The 23,099-nt window shown below is 57.5% G+C and carries 21 protein-coding genes; 13 read left to right on the forward strand and 8 right to left on the reverse strand.

Features of this window, described 5'->3' with window-relative positions; translation table 11 throughout:
- The first annotated feature begins 1 nt into the window (after position 1).
- The 8 genes from NN662_RS04875 to NN662_RS04910 all read left to right on the forward strand — a co-directional run bounded on the left by NN662_RS04875 (position 2) and on the right by NN662_RS04910 (position 8,686).
- A complete protein-coding gene (locus NN662_RS04875) occupies positions 2 to 745 on the forward strand; it encodes a polysaccharide biosynthesis/export family protein (RefSeq protein WP_261929181.1) in 744 nt (247 codons plus the stop codon).
- Between the two features lie 41 nt (positions 746 to 786).
- Positions 787 to 3,180 carry a GumC family protein gene (locus tag NN662_RS04880; RefSeq protein WP_261929182.1) on the forward strand — a complete coding sequence of 798 codons (2,394 nt, stop codon included), beginning with the start codon at positions 787 to 789 and terminating at the stop codon, positions 3,178 to 3,180.
- The gene (locus NN662_RS04885; RefSeq protein ID WP_261929183.1) at positions 3,098 to 4,291 is read left to right on the forward strand and encodes a tetratricopeptide repeat protein; all 1,194 of its coding nucleotides are present in this window, start codon (positions 3,098 to 3,100) and stop codon (positions 4,289 to 4,291) included. The genes NN662_RS04880 and NN662_RS04885 overlap by 83 nt, the downstream gene beginning before the upstream one ends.
- Entirely contained in the window at positions 4,291 to 5,610 is a 1,320-nt protein-coding gene (locus NN662_RS04890; RefSeq protein ID WP_261931862.1) for an O-antigen ligase family protein, read from the forward strand. Before NN662_RS04885 ends, NN662_RS04890 begins: the two co-directional genes overlap by 1 nt.
- Positions 5,592 to 6,155 carry a dTDP-4-dehydrorhamnose 3,5-epimerase gene (gene rfbC, locus NN662_RS04895; protein ID WP_261929184.1) on the forward strand — a complete coding sequence of 188 codons (564 nt, stop codon included), beginning with the start codon at positions 5,592 to 5,594 and terminating at the stop codon, positions 6,153 to 6,155. The genes NN662_RS04890 and rfbC overlap by 19 nt, the downstream gene beginning before the upstream one ends.
- Before the next feature lie 71 nt (positions 6,156 to 6,226).
- The gene (gene rfbD / locus NN662_RS04900; protein ID WP_261929185.1) at positions 6,227 to 7,150 is read left to right on the forward strand and encodes a dTDP-4-dehydrorhamnose reductase; all 924 of its coding nucleotides are present in this window, start codon (positions 6,227 to 6,229) and stop codon (positions 7,148 to 7,150) included.
- Positions 7,151 to 7,624: 474 nt separating this feature from the next.
- Positions 7,625 to 8,188, forward strand: coding sequence for a recombinase family protein (locus tag NN662_RS04905; protein WP_261929186.1), 564 nt, complete (start codon positions 7,625 to 7,627; stop codon positions 8,186 to 8,188).
- A 72-nt stretch (positions 8,189 to 8,260) separates the two neighbouring features.
- Positions 8,261 to 8,686 (forward strand): hypothetical protein, encoded by a 426-nt coding sequence (locus tag NN662_RS04910; RefSeq protein WP_261929187.1) that lies wholly within the window; start codon positions 8,261 to 8,263, stop codon positions 8,684 to 8,686.
- Here the strand turns inward: NN662_RS04910 and NN662_RS04915 are convergent.
- Together NN662_RS04915 and NN662_RS04920 are read right to left on the reverse strand one after the other, a co-directional pair.
- Positions 8,652 to 9,083, reverse strand: coding sequence for a hypothetical protein (locus tag NN662_RS04915; RefSeq protein ID WP_261929188.1), 432 nt, complete (start codon positions 9,081 to 9,083; stop codon positions 8,652 to 8,654). The two genes, NN662_RS04910 and NN662_RS04915, sit on opposite strands and share 35 nt — an antisense overlap.
- Positions 9,084 to 9,623: 540 nt before the next feature.
- Entirely contained in the window at positions 9,624 to 10,805 is a 1,182-nt protein-coding gene (locus NN662_RS04920; protein WP_261929189.1) for a hypothetical protein, read from the reverse strand.
- 681 nt (positions 10,806 to 11,486) lie between these two features.
- On the opposite strand from NN662_RS04920, the gene NN662_RS04925 reads away from it, so the two are divergent.
- The 5 genes from NN662_RS04925 (at position 11,487) to NN662_RS04945 (ending at position 16,691) form a co-directional block, all read left to right on the forward strand.
- Entirely contained in the window at positions 11,487 to 12,410 is a 924-nt protein-coding gene (locus NN662_RS04925; protein WP_261929190.1) for a tripartite tricarboxylate transporter substrate binding protein, read from the forward strand.
- Between the two features lie 77 nt (positions 12,411 to 12,487).
- Positions 12,488 to 12,943, forward strand: coding sequence for a tripartite tricarboxylate transporter TctB family protein (locus NN662_RS04930; protein WP_261931863.1), 456 nt, complete (start codon positions 12,488 to 12,490; stop codon positions 12,941 to 12,943).
- A 4-nt stretch (positions 12,944 to 12,947) separates the two neighbouring features.
- Positions 12,948 to 14,474, forward strand: coding sequence for a tripartite tricarboxylate transporter permease (locus tag NN662_RS04935; protein ID WP_261929191.1), 1,527 nt, complete (start codon positions 12,948 to 12,950; stop codon positions 14,472 to 14,474).
- A 581-nt stretch (positions 14,475 to 15,055) separates the two neighbouring features.
- On the forward strand, positions 15,056 to 15,985 hold the full coding sequence (locus tag NN662_RS04940; RefSeq protein WP_261929192.1) for a hydroxyacid dehydrogenase: 930 nt from the start codon (positions 15,056 to 15,058) through the stop codon (positions 15,983 to 15,985).
- Between the two features lie 25 nt (positions 15,986 to 16,010).
- On the forward strand, positions 16,011 to 16,691 hold the full coding sequence (locus NN662_RS04945) for an RraA family protein (protein WP_261929193.1): 681 nt from the start codon (positions 16,011 to 16,013) through the stop codon (positions 16,689 to 16,691).
- A 154-nt stretch (positions 16,692 to 16,845) separates the two neighbouring features.
- On the opposite strand, the gene NN662_RS04950 is transcribed toward NN662_RS04945, so the two are convergent.
- The 6 genes from NN662_RS04950 to dctP form a co-directional block, all read right to left on the reverse strand.
- Positions 16,846 to 17,508 carry a GntR family transcriptional regulator gene (locus tag NN662_RS04950; protein WP_261929194.1) on the reverse strand — a complete coding sequence of 221 codons (663 nt, stop codon included), beginning with the start codon at positions 17,506 to 17,508 and terminating at the stop codon, positions 16,846 to 16,848.
- 202 nt (positions 17,509 to 17,710) lie between these two features.
- Positions 17,711 to 18,913 carry an alpha-hydroxy acid oxidase gene (locus tag NN662_RS04955; RefSeq protein WP_261929195.1) on the reverse strand — a complete coding sequence of 401 codons (1,203 nt, stop codon included), beginning with the start codon at positions 18,911 to 18,913 and terminating at the stop codon, positions 17,711 to 17,713.
- A gap of 195 nt (positions 18,914 to 19,108) precedes the next feature.
- The gene (locus NN662_RS04960; protein WP_261929196.1) at positions 19,109 to 19,924 is read right to left on the reverse strand and encodes an amidohydrolase family protein; all 816 of its coding nucleotides are present in this window, start codon (positions 19,922 to 19,924) and stop codon (positions 19,109 to 19,111) included.
- The gene (locus tag NN662_RS04965) at positions 19,921 to 21,207 is read right to left on the reverse strand and encodes a TRAP transporter large permease (RefSeq protein ID WP_261929197.1); all 1,287 of its coding nucleotides are present in this window, start codon (positions 21,205 to 21,207) and stop codon (positions 19,921 to 19,923) included. Before NN662_RS04965 ends, NN662_RS04960 begins: the two co-directional genes overlap by 4 nt.
- Positions 21,208 to 21,228: 21 nt before the next feature.
- Positions 21,229 to 21,774 (reverse strand): TRAP transporter small permease, encoded by a 546-nt coding sequence (locus NN662_RS04970; RefSeq protein ID WP_261929198.1) that lies wholly within the window; start codon positions 21,772 to 21,774, stop codon positions 21,229 to 21,231.
- A gap of 67 nt (positions 21,775 to 21,841) precedes the next feature.
- On the reverse strand, positions 21,842 to 22,948 hold the full coding sequence (gene dctP, locus NN662_RS04975) for a TRAP transporter substrate-binding protein DctP (RefSeq protein WP_261929199.1): 1,107 nt from the start codon (positions 22,946 to 22,948) through the stop codon (positions 21,842 to 21,844).
- Positions 22,949 to 23,099 lie beyond the last annotated feature (151 nt).

The following is a 23,099-nucleotide window of genomic DNA, read 5'->3' on the forward strand; positions in this document are numbered from 1 at the left end:
GGTGCAGAATTTCATGAATGTTTTACGAGTGGCAGTGATCGGTCTCCTGCCTTGCCTGCTGGCTGCCTGTGGCGGTGCAGGAACCTTCCAGGAGCCGATCTCGTCCCACGCAGGCGAGGCGACAGGCGATCTCAGCCGCGTCGCCGCTTTGCCGCCTCCCTTGAACAGCGCCGGCGGTCTGGAGCAGTCCCTTTTGCCGGGAGATGTTCTGACAATCGAGATTTTTCAGGCGAGCGACCTGAACCGCACGGTGCAGGTTGATGCCAGGGGGCTCATATCGCTTCCTTTGATCGGGACGCTGACGGCGGGCGGCAAGACGCTTCGGGGCCTCGAAGCGGAAATCAAGCGCCTTTACGGGGCTCGCTATATTCAGAATCCGCAGGTGTCTGTGTTTCTCAAGGATTCGGTGGGCCAGCGAGTGACGATCGATGGCGAAGTGGCGAAGCCGGGGCTGTTTCCCGTGTCCTACAATACCTCTTTGCTGGACGCATTGGCGCTCGCGGGAGGGTTCCGCGACCTTGCCGATCCGAGGAAGGTCTACGTCTACCGTACCGTAGGCGAGAGGAAGCTGGTGGCAAATTACAATGTCGCCGACATCCGCGACGGACGGATGCCCAATCCCCAGATCTACGGCGGTGATGTCGTCGTCGTCTTCACCTCGCGCAGCCGCGTGGCCATCAACAATCTGAAGGAAGCCCTGGGCCTTTCGGCTCGGGTGGCCACCGGTATTTCAGTCCTGCCGTGAGGCCGGTCGTTGAATTGTAGCAATCAGTCGGAAGTCAAAAGATGCGAGATTACAGTCAGAAGCTGCCTATGGGGCGTGCTCCCCATGCCACGAGCATTGCATCGGATGGCTATTATGGAGGCTTTTTCGGCGGGCAGGAACAGTTTCACTTTTCCCAGAGGAGGGGGTTGGAGGGCATTGATGCTGTCGGCCTGTTCCTTCGAGCTTTGAAGTACCGCTGGCTTGCGGCGGCTGTTATCGCTGCGGGCCTTGTGCTGGCGACCCTCGTCACGTTCATGCAGACGCCCAAGTATCAGGCGGCTGCGAAGCTTGAGGTGGTCTTGCCGTCGGCACGCGTCATCGAAGACATCGAGGTGACGACCGAAAGCAGCGACATGCGTGCTTTCCAGACCGCGCGCGAAAAGCTTCTCAGTCGTGCGTTGGCGCAGCGCGTTGTTTTCGCACTGAACCTTACCGAACGGCCGGACTTTCTGTTCCCGCGAAGGAACTTCTCTCTCGCCAATCTTTTCGCGCACGCTCTTCAGGGAGATCATTCATCAAGCAGACCAGATCTGCCGCAGGATGCATTGGTGCGAATTGCTGTCGCTCGCGTTATGTCGAACCTGCAGGTCAACCTGGTTCCCAACACCAGTCTCCTGACGATCATCTATCGTGATCAGAACCCGCAATATGCGCGGGAGATCGCAAACCAGGTGGCGCAGAGCTTCATCGATCAGCGGATCGATCAGAGCAGCAAGACGTCCATGCAGGCCGGGGAGTTCATCCGTGAGCAGGTCCGGCAGGTGAAGGAGAAACTACAGGACTCGGAAAAGGCATTGGTGGAATACGCCAAGAAGGCCGGGATCACCGTGACCGGAAATGACCTGTCCCTCATCGGCTCCAATATGGCCGAAATCAACAAGGCCTTGTCTTCGGCGATCCAGGAAAACCTGGATTACGAACGGCTTGTCAAGCAGATCGACGCAGGCCAGGGGGGCAGCCTCGAGCAGGTCATGCAGAGCGAGGCGCTCGAAAAGTTGCGTGGGAGGCTGGCCGAACTGAAGGGCGACTATCGCGAAAAGCAATATCTTTTCAAGCCCGACTTTCCGGAGATGCGGCAATTGCAGTCGCAGATACAGGAGGTGGAGAAGCAGCTCAATCTCGGGATCGACGCCATCACCGGTGCGATCAGGCTCAAGCAGCAGGAAACCATTGCCAAGGTTGCCGATCTCCGGCGCAAGCTGACCGAACTCGAGGCCGACCAGTCCGCCTATCAGGACAAGAACATCCAGTACACCATTTTGAAGCGTGAGGTGGATTCCAATCGGACGCAGTATGACAGCCTGATCGGCAAGCTCAACGAGGTTGCCGTCGGTTCCGAACTCAAGATGCAGAACGCTGCGATCGTCGATCTGGCGGTCGCGCCCGTTGAACCATATTCGCCGAAGCTACCGATCAATCTTGCCGTCGGCTTGCTGCTTTCGCTCGGCGTGACGGCGGCGTTGATCTACATCCTGGAACTGGTCAACAACACGTTCAGCAACCCCGATCAGGTGGAAGGCGAGCTGGGTCTGCCGGTCCTCGGCATTCTCCCGCTCGTGCATGCAGACCAGCTCGAGCAGCAGCTGGCAAACCCCAAGTCGGGACTGTCTGAGAGTTATCGCTCGCTTCGAACGTCCCTTCAATTTGCGGCTCCTGACGGAGCGCCTCGCACACTGCTTGTGACAAGCGCGGAGCCGTCGGAGGGCAAATCGACCACGGTGGTCAAGCTGGCGAGAGACTTCGCTTCCCTTGGCCTGAAAGTGTTGATCGTCGATGCCGACATGCGCAAGCCAAGCATCCACAGGAAGTTCAATGAGGACAATGCGATCGGGCTCAGCAATATACTGATGAACTCGGTCCGCCGAGAGGATGTGTCGGGGCTCGTTCGGCGTCAAAAGGATGCCAATGTGTTCCTGATGTCTGCCGGCACTGTTCCGCCCAATCCGGCGGACCTGCTGTCGTCCGCCCGGATGGGGCTGATCGTTTCCAGCCTCAAGAAATACTACGACATCGTCATCATCGATGCGCCGCCGGTGATCGGTCTGGCCGATGTCCCTATCCTCAGCCAATTGGCTGATGGAACCCTGTTGATCGTGTCAAGCAATGGTGTTTCCCGGAAATCCGCCAGTGTTTCCTTGAGGAGATTGCAGTCTGTCGGGGCAAATGTTGTCGGTGTTGCCATGACAATGTTCCAAACTCAGAAGTTCGACTACGGATATTCATACGCTCGTCATTATTACTATGAACACGCTGAGCTCAGCCCCCGCTTGGCTGAAGCCGAGGGCGAGGGGATCGCGCATGTCTCGAAATGGACCTTTGATTCTGTGGCTCATGGTGCTCGTGGCCGTTTCGTTGGCTGGCATCATCGGGTTAAGTCGGCATTTCGAGACACGATCTCCCGAGCTTTCTCTTGATCTGTTTCCGATCAATGTCGAGGCCTTGCTCACCATGTCCATGCAGAGCTTTGCAGGAGCGGCCACGCCGGAGCAATTGGAGGATATCGAGCGGCGCACACGAGCATTGCTTCCCTTCAATGCGGGCGACGCACGCCTTTACAGCATCATCGGCGAGGCGGAGCGGCAAAAGGGGGCGTCCGACCATGCGTCGATGGCCTTTGGAAGGTCACTCAGCCTCGCCCGCACTGAACGCCACGCCCTGCAATGGGTTTTGCGTGTTGCGATCGAGAGAGGAGACTACGCCGAAGCGCTGGAGCGGTTCGACGCGTTGTTTCGCCGCTGGCCGGAGCAGATTTCAGTCTACGCCCCTTTGATTCCGCAGGTCTTTGCCGGACCACAACAGTACGAAACACTGCTCAGGCGACTGGAGGCATCCCCACCGTGGCGGACGACGCTGCTCAGCCGGCTTGCCGGAAACGGGCAGACGCTGGCGTATTCGGCCAAGCTCATTGAAGATCTCGTTGGCGAGCCTGCGCCGCTCAAGACCGGCGAAATTTCGAACGTCCTGAATGGGCTCATCAATGCCGGACGGTATGAGGTGGCCTATCGGACCTTCCTGATGACACTGTCACCGGAAGAGCAGCCGATGGTCGGTCATGTCTATGACGGGCAATTTCGGCTGAAGCCGAGCGGACGCCCCTTCGACTGGCAGATTCGCGATCATCCTGGCGTGGTCTTTTCTTATCCGGGTGCGGCAGGCAGCGGCGCTAAACAAGGCTTGACGCTGACGTTTCAGCATGCGCCCGTCCGCAATCTCAAGGTTCGGCAATATTTGCTTCTGCCGCCGGCCCGCTACAGCCTGAGACTGCAGGTGCGTGCCAATGAGGTTGCCTTGCCCAAGGGTCTTTCCTGGCGGGTTCGCTGCGGCAATTCCAACCGGGTGCTGGTCGAACTGGCCATGCCCGATGGCAGCTACAGTGACGGCTTCGCCGCCGACCTGACAGTCCCGTCCGGAGAATGCCCATTCCAGATCCTCGACCTGTCGACGAAGGCGGTGGCGGAAAATTGGAATGAGACGTATCGCGGCTGGATTGCCTTCGACACTGTCGCCGTGGTGCGGGGATCGTGATGGTGGGGGACCGGCAAAGTCGCATCCTGTTGGGGTTCGTCCTCCTTCTTTGCCTGCTGCTGGGCGGGGGAACGGCAAGGGGACTTACAGTCGACTTGCTCCTGCTTGTGGCAATGGTCTGCGTTTCGGCCTACGCGATAGGGCGCCACTGGAATACGCCGTCGTCCAGATGGTGCAAGCTCATATTCAGCCTGCTGCTTTGCTCGGCCCTGGTGCAACTGTTGCCGGTGCCAGTAACCTGGTTGGCATTTGCAAGACCGTCGGTCTTCTTGCCATTTGATCCCTCGACAGGTCGTGCCTTTGAATGGAGCAGCGTCAGCCTCTCGGTCCCGCGGACGATCTTGGCTGTGATCACGGTACTCTGCGAGATTGCGATGTTCGTCGCCTTGCGTCGCCTCGGGCGCGAAGAGCTTGGCAGGATGATGCTGTTCTATTCCGCTGGCGTCATCGTCAATATTCTAGTGGTTCTCCTTAACTACTCCAGCGAGGGATGCGGCAATATCGTCGGACCGCAGAGCCATAGCCTTGGGGCAGGGCTCTTCGCCAACCAGAACCATCTTGCCACCCTGTTTTGTGCGAGCATTCCTCTCGCCGTTTACGGGCTATCGGTTCAGGGGATGCGGACCTTTGCCGTCTCGGCTTTGGTGGCCATCCTCATCGCTCTGCTTTCACTTGGATCGAGAGCAGGCATCCTCATGGGGTTCTCCGTCCTCTTTCTTTCGCTTCTGATCGGCTGGAGGGGAATGAGGCTTGGCAGACTTGGCGCGTCGGTGTTGGTGCTTTTGGTTTTCCTCTTTGGTTACGGCGCCATTGTTCGGATTGGCGTGGATGTGCCCGAAACCACGCTCAGCCGACAGCTGTTCGCACTGACCACCCTGCGCGCCATTCGTGAGAACCTGCTGCTTGGAACAGGATACGGGACTTTTGACCTCGTCTATCCTCACTATGAGCTGCTCAAAGATATTTATCAGCCGTATGTAAACCATGCGCACAACGACTTTCTCGAAATCATGCTCGAGGGTGGCCTCGCCGGCGCAGCTCTGGTGATCGCCTATATCGTCGCAGTGCTCCTGCAACTGACGAAGGTCCATGGAGCGCCTCTGCAGCGCCTGTCCTTTCTCTCGATTTGTGTCGTCCTGGTGCACTCGACCGTCGACTATCCGCTGCGAACCGTGGCGATGGCGGCGGCATTCGCGTTCTACAACGCACTTTTCTTTGCCGCTTCTGAAACGTCGACCCGGCCCTGTGCCCGGCGATGCTTGGACAATGGAAATCTCGATGATGTTGAGAGGGAGACGAAATGGAACTCGAACGCCTAGCAATAAAGGACTTGCTCTTGATCACGCCGAAGCGCTTCGGCGATGCGCGCGGCTACTTCATGGAGGCCTTCCGGCAGGATGTCTTCACTGAACATGCCGGCGCGCATGTCTTTGTCCAGGACAACCAGTCCCTTTCTGCGGAACGTGGCACCGTTCGCGGATTGCATTATCAGACCGAGCCAAGAGCGCAGGGAAAACTGGTGCGCTGTGTTGCCGGGGCCATTCTCGACGTTGCCGTCGATATTCGGGAGGGTTCACCGACCTTTGGTCAACATGTCGCTGTCGAGCTTGATGAAGACAGTGGGCGTTTGCTGTGGGTGCCGCCGGGCTTCGCACATGGATTCTGCACACTCACCGACAATGCCGTCGTCTGCTACAAGGTCACCAACTACTACAGCCCCGATCATGACCGCGGCCTGTTGTGGAATGATCCGGCGCTGGGGATCGATTGGCCTGTCGTCGCAGGCACAGCGATATTGTCCGCCAAGGACCAGCAACATCCAGGGCTCGCCCAGCTGGACCCATTGCCCGCCGGTGGCGGCTGATGTCGGCGAAATAATCTGGCTGAAAACTCCGGCCCCTTACCGCCAAGATCGTATTGAAATGAGGTGACGCGATGCATGAAATGAACAACGGAGCTCGCCGGTTGCGGCTGGTGGTGACAGGCCTGGAAGGCCAGGTCGTCCGCTCGCTCGTGGCGCGCGGGGCGCTGCACGCCGATATCGAGTTCGTGCCGCTGGGCCGGCCCTGGCTCGACCTCGCCGATACGAGTACGATTGTCGAAACCCTCATCGACGCCAAACCCGACGCGATTGTCTCAGCCGCCGCCTATACCGCCGTCGACCTGGCGGAGCAGGAAGTCGAGACGGCTCGGAAAGTCAACGCGTTGGCGCCGGGTGAAATCGGCAGGGCTGCTGCGATGCTAGGTGTTCCGGTCGTGCATCTGTCGACCGACTATGTCTTCGATGGCAGCAAACCCTCGCCCTATGTAGAAACTGACCCGGTTGCGCCCCTCGGTGTCTATGGTCGCACCAAGCTGGATGGCGAGATCGCGCTGGCGGCGGCCACCGAGGATCATGTCATCCTTCGGACCGCATGGGTCTACAGCCCCTATGGGCGCAACTTTCTCAAGACCATGCTGCGGATAGCGGCAACGAGGGAAACGCTCTCCGTCGTCGGGGACCAGGTCGGAAATCCAACGTCTGCTCTGGATATCGCAGATGCGGTGATTTGCATTATCCGGAGCTTGTTATCCAGCCGCGACCATAGCTTGCGGGGCATCTTCCACATGAGTGGAACAGGGCAGGCTAGTTGGGCCGAGTTCGCAGCGGAAATCCTCGCGCAGTCGCGGGGCGCCGGCGGACCATCCGCGGAGATTGTGCCCATATCAACAAGCGAGTATCCGACACCCGCGTGCCGGCCTGCCAATTCTCGGCTTGATTGTGCAAAGCTGGAAGAACTGCATGGCATAAGGCTCCCTCACTGGAAGACATCGATGAACGCGATTGTCGGGCTCGTGCTGGATGACTTACCTGATTGAGCTCTTGATGGGGTAGCCGGATCCACTCTGCAGGCAAACGGACCATGAACTGCGCGGCTGTCAATTCACGAGCAGTCTTTGCCGGCTATGCAACCTTTGGCCACACAACCATTAAGTGTGTAGTAACTCCTGGGATTTAATATCGAAATCGTTGGGGAGACTCCTCTCGCTTTGGAATTGGTCGCAGCCATTGCCGCTTGTCGGGTGAAACGCCCGACGAACACCTTTGGCATGTGACGCCGCACTTTGTATCGCCTTTTGGCGGCGCGGTGGTTCGTTCGGCTCGTGATATCGAGCTTCAGGTGACCCAGGTGTCCACCCGACTGCGTTCCTACGTTTAATCGACAATCGATTTGATCGTTGAGCTTTTCGTCGATCGCGCGTTGCAGCCGGTCACATTTTAGAATGTTGTTTTTGACGGTCTCTGTGCGTTTGGCAGTTAGGGGAGGCCGAGAGGTGTGAATAGTAGCGCCTATGAGGGTCGGATATGCACGTGTGTCAACAAACGATCAGAATCTCGATTTGCAGCTCATTGCCTTGCGGAAAGCCGGCTGTGACAAAATCTACTCGGATCTTGGCATTTCGGGGGCGGGGTTTTCACGGCCCGGCCTGCAGCAGGCGCTGAATGCATTGAATAGTGGTTGCACACTTGTGGTCTGGCGCCTCGACCGATTGGGTCGATCTCTGCCGAGCCTTATCCATCTGGTGGAGGAACTTGGGCGTAGGGATGTCGACTTTCAATCACTTACTGAAAGCATAGACACGCGTTCGTCGGGCGGGAGGCTCATATTCCACATGATGGCCGCCCTGGCGGAATTCGAACGATCTCTCATCAGTGAAAGGACACGCGCTGGCATGGAAGCCGCCCGCATGAATGGAAAGCATCTCGGACGACCGAGGGCATTGAGCATGGCCGACATCATGCAGGCAAGAAGGGCGCTTTCTTCGGGGACACCTCCACAAATCGTTGCGGATACGTTTGGGGTGTCCTCTCGAACCCTGCGTCGCTACCTTCGGACCTCTGAGGGATTTCATTGACGGTAGCCACTTTTGCATTTGGTGAAAAATGAGCAGGGCATTGAATCAATGATCGCCCCAAGGATCGCATATTTGATTGACCCGGACACCTCGAAGATTTGCAAGAAGTCCTTTCGCCGCAATCAGGGTGCGTTCATTGCGGATGCGATCGATTGCGATGTTGTCGATGTCATAACCTATGACAGTGCCCACAGCCTGTATTTCGACGATGCAGGCCTGAGGAACGGATTGAACCATTACATGATGCTGGATGGCTATCCGGACCCCCTGATAGGCAAGCTCCTTCTATTGTCCAATAGTGCGGAGGAGCCTTCCGTCAGCATGCTCGAAGTTGCTGGACGGATACAGCTTTACAAGCCTGTCCTCGATCCGGTCATTGTGGCAACATTGTTTGAGGCGGATGATGTGGTGTTTCATATCAGCGCGGTCGAGAAGTTCACGTCACGCATTGAGCGCTTTGCCATTACTGTCGATACGACGCTATCGCCCTGGCCTTGACTGTTGCCTTCTCTCTGACAAGACGGACCGCGAAGCCGACCTTCCTTTGTCCATCCATCAATTCAACGGGGTCTAACGCAGGTCTCGTGACTTCAACGCGTTCTGCGAAGTCGTCAATCGATACCAGGGGACCGCGCATGGTCTCGCCATCGGCGCCTGCGATCACAAGCTTGCCGAGACCAGGGACCAGAACTCCGTCGATGAAGCAGACACTTGTCGTCGGATCGCGCCGGTCAGGCTTAGCGAAGATGACAATGTGCCCATCGCCTGTCTGCAGCTTCTTCACATTCGACGCATTGAGCAAAAGGGAAACGGCCCGCTCGCTCTCCGATCGTTTGACATGATGTTCTGAAATCGTGGCGGATGTGACATCAATAACATACACTGGAATGGTCATGTTATCATTGGCTCTGCTTTCGGAGCGCTCGTGCAATTGCCTTCGTAGGGCGGCTGAAGTTATTTGACTATCATTGTCGAAATCTGCGTGACAATGCCAGAAATTTGACAAAACACCAATACTCCAAGGTGTTCATGGGCTCACAAAGAGCGACTCATCCCTCAAGTCATTCCGTTGTCTTGCAACTCAGCGAACAAGACCGCCTTTGCAATCGGGGAGGCGCCGGCGTTGCCTGATCAATCTTGTCTTTGCTGCAAACCTCCACCATGCATTAAGACCTGCAAGCCGCTGACAGCCTGCTGCCCATGCGTGACTACCGGTGGGCTTCGCCGGAAGCGGACGTGCGGATGATCCTTGCGCTCGGATCGTTCGAACTGCCTGGATAAGGGCAAGCTTGTTCGGGCGTAGAGTTATCAATGCTGGCAGATACTGGTCTCGTACCTGTTGCGGACCATCTGCTACGGGATGACGGTTCAAATCAGTCAAAGGTGAGGACGCAAGTGAACCTGTCGGATAACGGCAACCCGATCAGGCGCCGTCTCAGAATGTCGTCGGGGCCGGTTGAAAGAAGACGAACTGGCCATTCGAGACCCGGAACATGTCGCAGTTCCTGCGAACCGTTCCGTCGGAGTGTAGTCTGAAGACACCGGCCGCGCCGCGAAAGCCGGAAGGGTTGGTCAGGTGGGCATCATCCAGGCCCTCGCGGCCATATCGCCGCGCTATGCCAAGCGCCATGGCCGTGGCGTCGTAGGCATAGGCGGCGTCGAGACTCACCGGAAATCCGGTTTCGCGCAGATAGCGATCGCCGATACGGTTCTGTATGTTGTAGCCGAAGCGACAGACGAGCGCGCCGGCGAGTTCCGGCGTGCGACGGGCATCGGTCGGGGTCGTTTCGGCTATCACAAGCATCGCCCGACTGGAAGCAGAGCGCCCGTCCTGGATGCTCCTGACGATCTGCGGTGCATTCTTGATGCCCGGAAACAGGACAACAAGATCATAGGCTTTCAGGGATTCCGTTTGCCTGCTGTTCAGGCCTGCAGCATCCACTGAAATCGTCGCAGAGATCGAGCCGCCAAACGCAGCGATTTCGCGCTTTGCGCGGTCCATCTCGCCTTTTGGATAGCCCGGCGGTGCGAGGATCGCGCCCTTGGCGGCGCCTTCGGCCATGGCGAAGGATACCGCCTCGACGATGCCGTCGACCGCATTGGACGAAAACGGATAGGCGCCGGACTTTTGTGGAACATCGCCATTGTCCGCCAGCAAAATTATCCGGGCATCACGCCCTGCAAGCGCGCGTTGAATGTCCGGCAGACTGGATGAGGGCGCGGAGGTGATCAGCAGCTTGATCCCGCTCGAGCCGAGCCTTCGGGTTGTGGCTTCCACCTCGCCTGGCTTGTCTCCGACCTGCGCGACCTGCATGGAAAACTCGCCGCCCGCGAGATCACGAATGGCCATGGCGGCGCCGGCACGTCTGTCCCGTTCCGCCTGGCTTGTCGCCTGGTTGTCCGGCAGATAGCTGAGGTAGCCGATGAGGGGATCGCCCGCGCCTATTGTCTCGCTTTTCGGCTGTGGACCCGTGGCCTTGGCCGTCGCATTCGCCGACGGAGCCGTGACGCCCTCGGCGATGTCACCGGTCTGGCAACCGGTGATAACGGCCAAGGCAAGGCCTGTGGCCAGCAGCAAAGCCTCACGCCAACGGTGTCCGTGGATGGTCAATTTCATCTGCCGGACAGTCTGCCAGAACCCTCTCCAAGACACCGTTTGCCTGGCTTCCCTAAACATGCCGATGCTTGAATTCCGTAAATTGTCTCTCGGAAAGCTCCTCCGTACAGGCCTCGAGGACCTATCTGTGCCTCTTGGTGTTGAAGCTCGCCCGCATCACGCCTCTCAGGATACGCGTGGCCCTCAACAGGTCGGTATCAGAGACCTGCCACGACAAGATGCACCTGCAGATTTGTGTCCGTCCGCCTGGCAAACGCCGAGGGCAGGAGGGATCGATGACGGCAGCGAAACAGATGAAGCTCTGACGTGTCGGGATACGCATCATGTCTCGCACCCGAGCCGCTTCGGCATCCATGCTTTCAGGCCTTTGGCGACGTCGACTTTGAGCTTGACCGATGGCGTTCAAACGCCCTCAGAAAATCAAATAAAATACAAAATGTGAAAACTTGGGGCTTCTGGTAAAATGATGACGTGCAAAAAGATATATAAATTGCAGATATTTAACTTAATACTCCAGATTTATGTCGCCGCAAGCTTCAAAAAATGTGGACATTTTTGTATCCCATGATAGCTTCCGGGTGGGCTGGCTACTGATCGGTCCCGTCGCCGGGAGGGTGGCGTCAATTTGCGGAGGAATTCATGAGAAAAAGAATTGTAGCAGGCATTGTGAGTGCGCTTGCCTTGATCGCGGCGGGTCCGGCCCTGGCGGAATATCCGGATCGTCCCATTACAATGATCGTTGCTTACAGCGCTGGCGGTGGCACCGATATTGCTGCCCGGACACTCGTCCCCTATGTCGAGAAGCATCTGGGCGAGGGCGCATCAATTGTCGTCGTGAACCGGCCTGGCGCAGGCGGTGAAATCGGGTTTACGGAGCTGGCGAAATCGGCGCCCGACGGCTACACGATCGGCTTCATCAATACGCCGAACCTGATCACGATTCCCATTCAGCGCAAGGCTCGCTATTCGCTGTCCACGCTGAAGCCGATTGCCAATGTCATCAACGACCCGGGCGCATTCAGCGTTGTTCCGGACAGCCCGTACAAGACGCTGGACGAGTTGGTCGCCTATGCCAAGGAGCATCCGGGTGAGGTGACCTATGGTACGACAGGCCTCGGCTCCGACGACCATTTGGCGGCTCTTGCATTTGAAGCAGCCGCTGGGGTCAAGCTGTCGCATGTGCCGTTCAGTGGAAACGCAGATGTGCGCGCTGCCGCCTTGGGCGGGCATATTGCCATCGCGGACATGAACATCTCGGAAGCGATTTCGGACGTCGAGGAAGGTTCGCTCATTGCGCTTGGGCAGATGGCGGAAAAGCGCTGGGACAAGGCGCCCAATGTCCCGACATTCAAGGAACAGGGTTATGACGTGATCTCCGGGTCGCAGCGCGGCATAGGCGCTCCGGCAGGCGTTCCGGATGACATTGTTGCAAAGCTCGCCGAAGCCGTGCGGGCGGCAGTCAACGATCCTGATTTCCAAGCCCGCGCCAACGAGCAGAAGCTCGCGCTCGACTATATGGATTCCGCAGCCTTTACCGCCGCACTCGAGGGGATGCAGAAACAGTACGAAGCGCTCTGGGCAAAGGACCCTTGGGTTCAGCAGTGACTTGAATGACGAGGGGCGACTGGGAGGTTGCCCCTTACTGCTGTTCATTTCGAGGTTGCACTATGGGAGGCAGACTTATGCGGCGACTACACCTGGAAATTTTGGCTGGCCTGATTGCCGGCGGCGTCCTCTTGATATTCTTCATGCAGGCCATGGGCTATCGAGGCGGAAGCGGAATGATGCCGAGATCCGTCTTGATCCTGGCGCTGGCTCTCACGGCGATCTGGATATTTCAAAGTGGTCTCGGGCTGCGAAGACATGCGGGATCTCCCATACAGTGGAACCAATTCGCAATCTGGCGTTTCGTCGCGCTTTTCGGCGGCACGGCAATCGCTGTGATGGGCATCTCGACGCTTGGATACTTCACCAGCGCCGCCATCATTCTGCCTTTGGTCGCTATGGCGATCGGATATCGCAGGCCGCTGCCGATCGTCATCGCAACCGTCGCCTTCGTGGCAGTTCTGTTTTCCGTTTTCCACCTCTTGCTCAATATCCCGCTTCCCCCGGAAGCCATCCTCTCGATCGGCAGTTAACGCGATGTTCGAAATCCTGAATCACATTCTCTCCGCGTTGCCGCAGATGTTTACCCTGCCCGTGATGCTTGCGATGATTGTCGGCACAGCCGTTGGCATTGCCGTTGGGGCATTGCCGGGACTGTCTGCCACCATGGGCATTGCGGTGCTGATACCGCTGACCTTCTCCATGGATCCCTTGCCGGCTTTGGCGATGATGGCCGGCATCTACAATGGGGCGATGTATGGAGGCTCGATTCCGGCGATCCTGTTGCGGATCCCCGGCACGCCAGCGGGAGTGGCGACCGTATTCGACGGCTACCCGATGGCCCAGAAAGGGCAGGGGCGGCTTGCGCTGAGAATTTCACTGGCCTCGTCGTCCATCGGATCGGCAGCCAGCGCGGTCGCCTTGCTGTTGTTGGCGCCACCCCTTGCAATGGTCGCGCTTAAATTCAGCCCCGCAAACTACTTCTGGCTTGCGGCATTCGGCCTTATGACCATTGCAGTCCTCTTGTCCTCCAATCCTGTCAAAGGACTGATCGCGGCCTGCCTCGGGTTGCTGATCGGCATGATCGGCATTGATCCGATTTCCGGAATCGAACGATTTTCCTTCGACCATGTCGAACTCCTCAGCGGAATTGACATCATCGTCTTGCTGACGGGCCTTTATGCCATTCCTCCGGCCATCGATCTCGCCATCAGGCCGCCCAAGCTTGGAGAGAGCCAGCGCGAACTCGATGGGAGACCTGACGGATTTCGCTGGTCAAGCCTGATCCCCGTCTGGCTGAAGGCATCACTGATCGGTATTGTCACAGGGATCATCCCGGCGCTTGGCGGCAATATTGCAGCCGTCTTTGCATGGAACGAGCAACGCCGTGGCGACCCCGATAAGGAGAAATACGGAAAAGGCGCGCCTGAAGGTGTCGCCGCTCCCGAGTGCGCCAATAATGCCGATACCGCAGCAACGCTCATTCCGGCGTTGACGCTCGGTATCCCCGGCAGCGGCGTTGCCGCGGTCATGCTTGGAGCCTTGCTGGTGCATGGACTGGTTCCGGGGCCGCAGCTTTTCCGCGAAAGTGCCGACATTACCTACGGCTTCATGCTGTCGATGCTGTTTACGGCCGTCTTGATGTATTTTCTTGGATTGGTTGGCGCAAAAGGCTTCATCTACATTCTGAGGCTTCCCTCTCAGCTGTTGGCCCCGATGATTATGCTCATGTCGGTCGTGGGTGTTTACGCCATTCACAACAGCCTGTTCGAAGTGTGGATGATGCTCGGCTTCGGCCTCCTGGGCTACGCAATGGAAAAACTGGACATTCCAACCGCGCCAACCGTTCTTGCCGTCATCCTCGGCCCGATGGCGGAAGAAGCGCTGCGCCGCACGCTCCTGATCTCCGGTGGCAGCTTCGGTGCTTTGTTCACCGGAGCGATTTCCTGGATGATGATCTGCCTGATCGCCTTGTCTTTCGGAATTCCAGCATTCCGCCTGTTCCGCAAGCGCAGGGACGCGTCAAGCGATGGATCCGCTCATCATGGCGCCGCCAGTTCGTGATGCCGGAGAGGCGAAGACGTCGCGATCTTCGCCTCTGCTCTCTGCCGTTATCGATTTCTTCACCGGCTGAAAGCTTGTCGGCGACGCGTTTCACAACGTCATGATTTGGGTGGCTCCACCCCGCATCTCTCGGAAAGCGCCAATCGGCGACTTGTTCGGTGCGCGACGAATGCCTTGTGATAATTTTGGATACAAAAACTGGTGTTTGCGAGCTTTCGAAATTTGTACTCAAGGTGAAATCATAAGGATTTTCTGTAATTTACGGAAATAAATGGAGAGAAATCGAAAATGGAGGTTTGTTCGTTTGTCTGTCGCTTGCATTTTTGGTCTTTTTTTGTATTTATTTTGCTGGACCTGATGCAGTCAGGCGGCGCAGCCGACGGGAAGCCGATGAGGCTATTTCGAGATCTGTGAGCGGTGGTTGCTCCCGTGGAATCAAGTCCCGCCGCTTTGTGCGTCAGGCGCGAATACTGGATGGATATCAATGATATGCGGCACGAAATTCGATCGAACTCCGGAGTTGCTCCAGGCAGAGCTATTCCAGGCAGTCGCCTTCTGCCCCGCCTTTCCGAGCGCGTGGCATGAATAAGCGTCCCGTAATCCACGTGGTGGACCCCATCCACCAAGACGTCATTGAATTCCTGAGGCAGCAGGCCGTTGTTCTGACCCCGGAGGTTTCGTTTCCATCCGACTGTGACGCGGTCATCGTGCGAACCAAAGCCATCTCAGCCAAAGATCTCGCGGCCTGCCCGAACCTGAAGATAATCGGAAAGCACGGCTCCGGGCTGGATGCAATTGACGTCGATGCTGCGAATGCACGTGGTGTGACTGTGTTATCGACACCGGGCGCCAATGCCGAATCTGTCGCCGATCTCGCAATATGTTTTGCGTTGGCACTGATCCGCAACTTGCAACGCCTGAGTTCGGCCACCAAGGAAGGACGGGCTGCAAGTGCAGACGAGAAGAATGGCTATGACCTTGGAGAGCTCGAGGCGGGCATCTTTGGCCTCGGTGCAGTGGGCCGCGCCACCGCCCGCCGGCTGAGCCAGGGTTTCGGCGCAGATGTTCACGCCTACGACCCGGGTATCGCGGAAGAGCAATGGCCGGCAGGCATCCGGCGCGCCCGGAGCCTGGATGACATCCTGAAGAATTCGAGAATTGTCTTTCTGCATGCTCCGCTGCTGCCGTCGACAAGGAATCTAATCGACGCTGCCGCGCTGAAGCTCATGCCCAAGGGTTCGTATCTGGTGAACTGCGCACGGGGCGGGATAGTGGACGAGGCTGCGTTGGCATCTGCATTGCTGAGCGGCCACTTGGCCGGCGCTGCTTCGGATGTCTTCGCGGTCGAACCGCCAGAGCCCAGCAATCCGCTTCTGAGCTGCCCAACCTTTATTGCCACGCCCCATGTTGGCGGGGCGACCAACGGTGCCTTGCGGCGCGTGGGCCAGTCGATCGCGGAACAGGTTCTTTCAAGCCTTGGCCGCTCGAACTCGCCGGCTCGGTATTCATAACTTCCAAAATCCAAGGAGACTGAAGATGACGATCGGATTTACGATCCATAAGCGGAAGACGAAAGTAAGTTCCGAGTTGGCGATGCGCTTTGCGAAATTGCCGGTAGCCAATATCTCTGATTCGATGAGCCGGATCACTGCCGCAGGACCGCGGCTTCGCCCGTTCCACGCAAAAGGCAAGGTTATGGCTGGCGCTGCCCTGACGGTCAAAACGCGACCCGGCGACAACCTTCTGGTTCACAAGGCAATCGATATGGCGGAACCAGGCGACGTGATCGTTGTCGATGCGGGAGGGGACCTGACCAATTCCATCATGGGTGAAATCATGGTCTACCTCGCACAGGAGAAGGGTGTGGCGGGATTTGTCATCAATGGCGCGATACGCGACATCGACGAAATCCACGATTCCGGAATCGGCATGTTTGCCGCCGGTGTCACACATCGCGGGCCTTACAAGGACGGCCCAGGCGAGATCAATGTGCCCGTGTCGATCGACGGCATGGTGGTCAATCCCGGCGACCTTATAGTGGGAGACTGCGATGGCGTCGTTTGCGTACCGCAAGAGCAGGTCGAGGCATTGCTCATCGCTGCTGAGGCAAAGCAGGCCGCAGAAAAGCGCGAGATTTCCGCTATTCGTGATGGAAGCGTCGACCGCACCTGGGTTGACAAGCTGCTCGATTCACGCGGCGTCGAATACGTCAATTGAATTTGTTCCGGCCATTTGGATTGGAGTGCAGCATCGCAACGGTGATGCTGCACTTTGATTGCAGATGCGCTGACATTGAGGCGGATACCTGCTTGTGGAGATCCGATCCGCCGATTGTCCCCAAGTTGCAAACGGCAGTTCTTCGTTGTCAGCGTCAACCCGTCTGATTGGAGCCTTTTTCCCGGCGTACCTTGCGAAAGCGCTCCATCGCGGCACAGAGGTGCGAGGTAACTGCCGATCGTGCCCAATCCGCATTTCGGGACCGCAGCGCGTTGATAATCTCGGTGTGCTGCCGGACACTCTCCAGGGCATCGGCGTCCGAGTATATGAAGAAGCCACCGATCACGAGCGGATATTCGAGCAGATTGCTGCCGAACATCCTGAGTTTGGCGCTTCCACAGGCATAATAAAGCGCCATGTGAAATTCGAAATTGGCGGCCTGAACTTCATCAAGATAGGCTTTGGGCTTGTCCCGTATTGCCGCTGCAATTCTCGAATTCAGCGCATCCATATGGGCAATCTCGTCTTCGGTGATATGCCGTGTCGCCCAAGCCGCGGCCTGCCCTTCCGCAAGCACGCGAAGCTCGAATATCTCCTCGGTGTCGATGTCACGCCATTCGGTGACAATTGCTCCTCGCTTTGGAGCGGCCTCCAGCAGACCCTCGGCAACAAGCCTTTGTATCGCTGCCCTTACAGGTGTCCTGCTCACTCCGAGTTGAGCCGCAACATGCTCTTCTTTGAGCTTTTCCCCAGGACTGAAATGCCCAGCGATCAACCGCCGCCTGATTTCGTTATGGACCTGGTCGCTGATGCTCATTCGCTTCCCTCAATTTTTGCCTTTTTTCGGAAATCCGAAGTGCTGCGATCTGATATGTTTACTTTCCACGACCAATCGGGCGCAAGTGTTTTCGCCGTAAATTGCCGGGCGTAACTCATGGGTTGAGCCATTGCCGAACCGCCATAACAGAGTCCAGTTCAAAGCACACTGATCCGATAGCTGGCCCTGCAGACGGGCACACTCAGACACGTTGCAGTCTATCCGGTGACAGCTCATCCAGGCGGTTAATTCCCAGCAAGGCCATGCTGGTCAGCATCTCGTTTTGAAGGAGCCGGAATGCGTGGCTCACTCCGGGCGCACCGCGCACCGATGCCGCAAAAAGGAACGGCCGACCAATGAAGGCGAAATCTGCCCCGAGCGCTATCGCTTTGAGGATATCCGTTCCGCGCCTGATGCCACCATCAATCAGAATTGCCAGATTGCTTGTCGCCGCGCGAATTTCAGGCAGCACATCCAACGGGGCGACGCAGGCATCAAGCTGCCGCCCGCCGTGGTTGGATATGATGACGCCGTCAACGCCCAGCTCCTCTGCCCGACACGCATCGGCAACCGATAGCACGCCCTTGAGGATGAGTTTACCGGGCCAGATCTTCCGGATGAAACGGAGGCTTTCCCAAGTGAGCTGATCGCGGCCGAGAATGGAGCGGGTCAGCGTGCTTGAAAATAGCGGCGGACCTTGTTCGGCATCCATGTTTTCGAAGTAGGGCATGCCGCGTTGGAGGATCTCTCGACCCAAGGTTCCCAAAGTCCAGGATGGTTTGGAACAAAACTGCCATGTCAGCCGGCCCGTGAGGCGGAATGGTGCATCAAAGCCGTTGCGGGCGTTGTTCTCCCGGTTCCCGGCGACAGGCACATCCGCCGTCACGACAAGGGTCTCGAACTGGGCTCGCTTCAAGCGCTCGATCAGGGCGGAAATACGTCCCTCGTCCCCGGGGACATAGCATTGAAACCAGCGCGACCGGCCCTCGGATGCAACGCGCTCCAAAGGTGTCAGCGATGCAGCGCTGCAAATTGCAATGCTGCCGAATTCATGTGCGGCGCGCGCCAGCGCCACATCGCCGTCATATGCTGCAAGGGCGCTGAAGCCCATGGGCGCAATTCCGAAGGGAACGGCGAAAGCTTGGGAAAAGAGCTCGGTGCGCGTGCTTCGTGCCGACACATCACGCAACACTGATGGAACGAATGCCATCCGCTCATAGGCGGCGCGGGCATTGTTCATGCTGGCTCCAGTCTCCACGCTTCCGTCCACATAGCCGAAGATCGGCACCGGCAAGTGCCGTTTGGCAGAGAGACGGAAATCCTCGAGCGAAAGAAAGGCGCGCAGGTTCCTGGGCACAGTCGACGCTGTCTTCCGGGCTATGATTGCGGGCGGCGTTTTTGCCAATGCAGTATTCCGATCCAATTCGAGGTCCCGTAGACTTTAGAGCCTTCAGACCTTTGATTAGCACATTCCTTTCCGGCCAAGGTCAACGACATGGACGGGCCTGGATCAGTCGTGTTTATGACAACTCGTCGAACCGAAACCGGTCCGGACACGCCATGCAGAACCTTCGCCGGGGACTTTCGTGACCCAAGTCATTCATTTGTAAAGCCGCGACGGGTTGAGGCTTAGGATCTGCCGCATGTTGCTTTCGCTTCCTGCCGCAGCCTCCACAAAGCCCGCCAATTTTGCCATCGATGGCTTTTGACGCTCCGTCACGTGTGGCCAGTCACTCCCCCACACCAGTCGGGTCGGATCCACGGCCACCAGGGACTTTGCGACCCCACGACTGTGCTCATAGGACCCATCGGCATCCGGTTCATGATAGGGGCCTGACAGCTTGACCCAGACGTGATCTGACTCAAACAGTTTCGTCAGGCTTTTTCGATCAGCAGTGTGTGTAGGTGTGCACCGACCTAGGTGATCAAGGACAAGTGGTGTCTTCAGGCTTCGCAGCATGCCGGAATAGCGCTCAAGAAAATCAGCCTTGATATGCAGCTGAACGTGCCACCCAAATTCGCTGATAAGTTCCGAGATCCGTGGCAAATCCTGGATGTCTGTCGCGCCTGCCTGCACCTGATTGAAGCGGACACCGCGCACACCCAAACCATGCCACCTGGCGAGAATGGCCGGTTCGCAGTCCGGCTTGATCACACAGATCGCGCGATAATTCGGACCAAGCTCTTCCAGGGCGCGTAGTGTTACCCCGTTATCGGTTCCATAGATCGATGGCTGAACAATCACGCCATGCGTCAGTCCGAGCCCCGTGGCCATGCGCCGGTACTGTTTTATCGACGCGGTCTTGTTTGGCAGCACGGCCAACGGGGAGACCGGCGCCGCGCCGTCCAGAATGTGGAAATGCGCGTCCCAGACTGCGGTCGTTTCGGATTTGGTCAATGTGAGAAAGTTCGTCAACCGAAGGTCTCCGGCAACCAGAGAGCAATGCCCGGGAACGCTATCAGCAGAGCGATGACGAGGAGGATTGACCCAAGGAAAGGCAGAATTCCGATGAAGACATCGTTCAGCGACCCACCCTTGCGTATGCCCTGAACAACATAGCAGTTGATGCCAATGGGCGGCGTTATCATGCCGGCCTCGATCACCAGCATAACGATGATACCGAACCATACCGGATTATAGCCAAGGTGCATCACGGCTGGCGCCGTCACCGGCACCGTCAGCACGATCATGGATATCCCGTCCAGAACGCATCCCAGCAGAAGATAGATGACGATGATGACAGTCAAGATCGCGACCGGCGGTAGCGGCAGTGTCGTGATGAAGGTGTTGATCTGATCGACGAAGCCAGAGATGCCCAGCGCAAAATTGAGATAATAGGCTCCGATCAGAACGAACATGATCATACCGACCGAACGCATGGTCCCATCGACCGCCCGATTGAGCATCTTGATTTTCAGCGTACGATTCCATGCGCTCAACAGGAGGGATGCGATGATCCCCAATGCCGATGCTTCGGTTGGCGTTGCCAGTCCGGCGTAAATTGATCCAATCACCACGAGAAAGATGAAAAACATCGGCAGAAGGTTTGGCAGACCCTTGATGCGGTCTTCCCACGTCGCGACGATCTTTTCGCCGCCCCAGGAGGGCTTGATGATGCAGAGGATTGCAACGGTGGCCATGAACACGATGGACAGAAGCAGACCGGGGATGAAACCCGCCAGGTAGAGCTTGGGAATCGAGGTCTTTGTAATGGCGCCGTAAATGATCATGTTGATCGATGGCGGAATCAAAGTGCCGAGTGTTCCCCCGGCAGCGAGGGTGCCGAGGAAGAGGCGTTCATTGAAGCCGCGCTTCTTGATCTCGGGCAGCGCAATGGTTCCAACGGTCGCCGCGGTCGCCACGCTGGAGCCAGAGGTCGCCGCAAACATCGTGCAGGCGGCAATGTTGGTGTGCATCAGGCTTCCGGGAAGCCTGTTGAGCCAAGGCAGAAGTGCCCGGTACATCGAGGATGCACCTCCGCTGTGCAGCATGATTTCCCCCATCATGATGAATAGCGGGATTGCAATGAGAAGATCATTATTGGCCGTTTCCCAGGTCGTCATTCCGATGACCGAGAAGATCCCGACCGGCAGCCAAAACAGGCTCATGATGATCCCCATGAGGATCAGGATCACGCCGATTGGCATGCTCGTGACGATGAGCGTCAGAAGAGCGAGCGAGAAGCTCAAGAGTTGCATGACTGTCTCTCCTGCTGGCCGTCAACGGGCGTCGTCTGGAATATCGAAGGGATTGTCGGCGCCGGCATCGCCACCAAGGGCGGGGCTTTCGTTCGGAAAATGCCTGAGCTGCTGCATCAACATGACGAGGGATGCAATCACGAACAGGACAAGGGCCGACAGGAACAAAAGGTGTGGAATCCAAAGTGGGAAATCGAGCAAGGTCGATGTGGCTTGATACTCGAGCGCTTCGTTCAGCAGCAAAGCTTCGTTCCACACGAGGATTCCGCCAACTAGGACCAGCGACACTGCTGCTGCGACATTCAATACGGCAGCGATGGTGCGTGGTAACAAGTTCTGCAGGACGTCAACGCGTATATGCCCTGCCAGCAGCACGGTGAACGCCATCGCTGTGCCAGTCGCGAGCGCGAAAACAAAGCCTGAAATCTCTGTTGAACCGACGATGGAAATCTTCAACGTCTTTCGAATGATCGTGTCGACGCAGATCATTACAGCAACTGCCAGAAAGCCGTAGCCGCCTACGCGGGCGGCGTAAGTCACTAATTTGCGGAGTAGTTCGGTACCCATCAGACGTCACCTGTTCTCACTAGGCTGCCTCCCGGGCCTGATGAGCCCGGGAGTTTGCGACATACGGTCACTCGGTCATCGTCAGATTGACGATTTTGCCGACGGTCGCGTTCCAGCTTTCAACGCAGCTGGCGCCACAGCTTGCGGCAAAGCCAGGCAGGACATCCGCCTTTACCTTTTCGCGAACTGTTTCAAGCTCCGCATCCGTGGGATAGGTCACCGTCGAGTCGTATTTCGTGAAGCCGCCCTGCGTATCACAGGTGTCGGCGCCGGCCGTGCATTGCAGACCCATCTTGTGATTTCGGATCTGGGTCGGCCAAGCCATTTGCTCTTCAAAATACTGGCTTGCGAGCTGCAGCCATTCCCGAACTTCGGCCGGCTGCTTCTCGAGCCACTTCGCGTTGACGATGCGGATCTGAGGTGCCCAACCGGCATTCAGCGCGTAGACGTATTTTGTCACTTCCGGCAGCTTGGCGATGTTTCCGCTGGCGGTGCCGGTTATCCCACAATCGATGACGCCACGCTGCAGTGCCGGCGCCATCTCGGCGAAAGGCATGGAAACGGGGGAGGCGCCCAGCGCCTTGACGAAATCGGAAAGTGTCTTGCTGAAGACGCGAACGGTTTTGCCCTGCAGGTCAGCCAAATTGGTGACCTTGGACTGACACCAGAACACCAGTCCCGTGGTCGGCCAGCTTGCCATGACGTCGGTACCCGTCTTCTGCTGCAGCGCGTCTTTGATCACCGGCATGATCGCGGCAGTCGTTTCCCGAATGCCTTCGATCGTTGGCGAGACGCCGGAAATATCCATGGCGTCGAGCTCCTTCACATCCTCGTCCGCATAGGAAGCCACCGTGTCCGAAATGTCGTAGACGCCGGAACGAACGAGTTTGATCATTTGCCCGCCGGGCACACCCAGTTCGGTGATGGAATTGAGCTTCACCTTTATCTTGCCGCCACTCAATTTGGGGACCAGTTCGGTCCAGAACGGCTTTTCAAGCAGGCCCCATTCCGACGTGCTCGATGCGATCGCCAGGACATTCACCTGTGTCGATTCCGGCAGTTTTGCGGCGAGTTCCTGAAGCTGTTCCTGGGTCACTTCCGCACTGGCGGCCGATGGCAACATCGTTGCCATTGCCAGGCCTGCGATTGTAAAGCTTGTCGTCAATCTACTCATCGGTTCTCCTCCATGGATGAATATCTATCGCTGCAGCCCGGCTGTGTGAATCCTGGATGTTGAATGCTTCCATCACACGGATTACCGCGAGCCTTTTCTAAAATATCCTGGTGCCCGTCAAACGACGGGCTCATGCCAATGCCTTGTTTTC

This window comes from Rhizobium sp. NRK18, from assembly GCF_024385575.1.
Taxonomy (GTDB): Bacteria; Pseudomonadota; Alphaproteobacteria; order Rhizobiales; family Rhizobiaceae; genus JANFMV01.

Coding starts and splice junctions, on each gene's coding strand:
- NN662_RS04880 (WP_261929182.1), top strand. CDS start 787: ATGCGAGATTACAGTCAGAAGCTGCCTATGGGGCGTGCTCCCCATGCC.
- NN662_RS04885 (WP_261929183.1), top strand. CDS start 3,098: ATGGTGCTCGTGGCCGTTTCGTTGGCTGGCATCATCGGGTTAAGTCGG.
- NN662_RS04890 (WP_261931862.1), top strand. CDS start 4,291: ATGGTGGGGGACCGGCAAAGTCGCATCCTGTTGGGGTTCGTCCTCCTT.
- rfbC (WP_261929184.1), top strand. CDS start 5,592: ATGGAACTCGAACGCCTAGCAATAAAGGACTTGCTCTTGATCACGCCG.
- rfbD (WP_261929185.1), top strand. CDS start 6,227: ATGCATGAAATGAACAACGGAGCTCGCCGGTTGCGGCTGGTGGTGACA.
- NN662_RS04905 (WP_261929186.1), top strand. CDS start 7,625: ATGAGGGTCGGATATGCACGTGTGTCAACAAACGATCAGAATCTCGAT.
- NN662_RS04915 (WP_261929188.1), bottom strand. CDS start 9,083: ATGACCATTCCAGTGTATGTTATTGATGTCACATCCGCCACGATTTCA.
- NN662_RS04920 (WP_261929189.1), bottom strand. CDS start 10,805: ATGAAATTGACCATCCACGGACACCGTTGGCGTGAGGCTTTGCTGCTG.
- NN662_RS04930 (WP_261931863.1), top strand. CDS start 12,488: ATGCGGCGACTACACCTGGAAATTTTGGCTGGCCTGATTGCCGGCGGC.
- NN662_RS04935 (WP_261929191.1), top strand. CDS start 12,948: ATGTTCGAAATCCTGAATCACATTCTCTCCGCGTTGCCGCAGATGTTT.
- NN662_RS04940 (WP_261929192.1), top strand. CDS start 15,056: ATGAATAAGCGTCCCGTAATCCACGTGGTGGACCCCATCCACCAAGAC.
- NN662_RS04945 (WP_261929193.1), top strand. CDS start 16,011: ATGACGATCGGATTTACGATCCATAAGCGGAAGACGAAAGTAAGTTCC.
- NN662_RS04950 (WP_261929194.1), bottom strand. CDS start 17,508: ATGAGCATCAGCGACCAGGTCCATAACGAAATCAGGCGGCGGTTGATC.
- NN662_RS04965 (WP_261929197.1), bottom strand. CDS start 21,207: ATGCAACTCTTGAGCTTCTCGCTCGCTCTTCTGACGCTCATCGTCACG.
- NN662_RS04970 (WP_261929198.1), bottom strand. CDS start 21,774: ATGGGTACCGAACTACTCCGCAAATTAGTGACTTACGCCGCCCGCGTA.
- dctP (WP_261929199.1), bottom strand. CDS start 22,948: ATGAGTAGATTGACGACAAGCTTTACAATCGCAGGCCTGGCAATGGCA.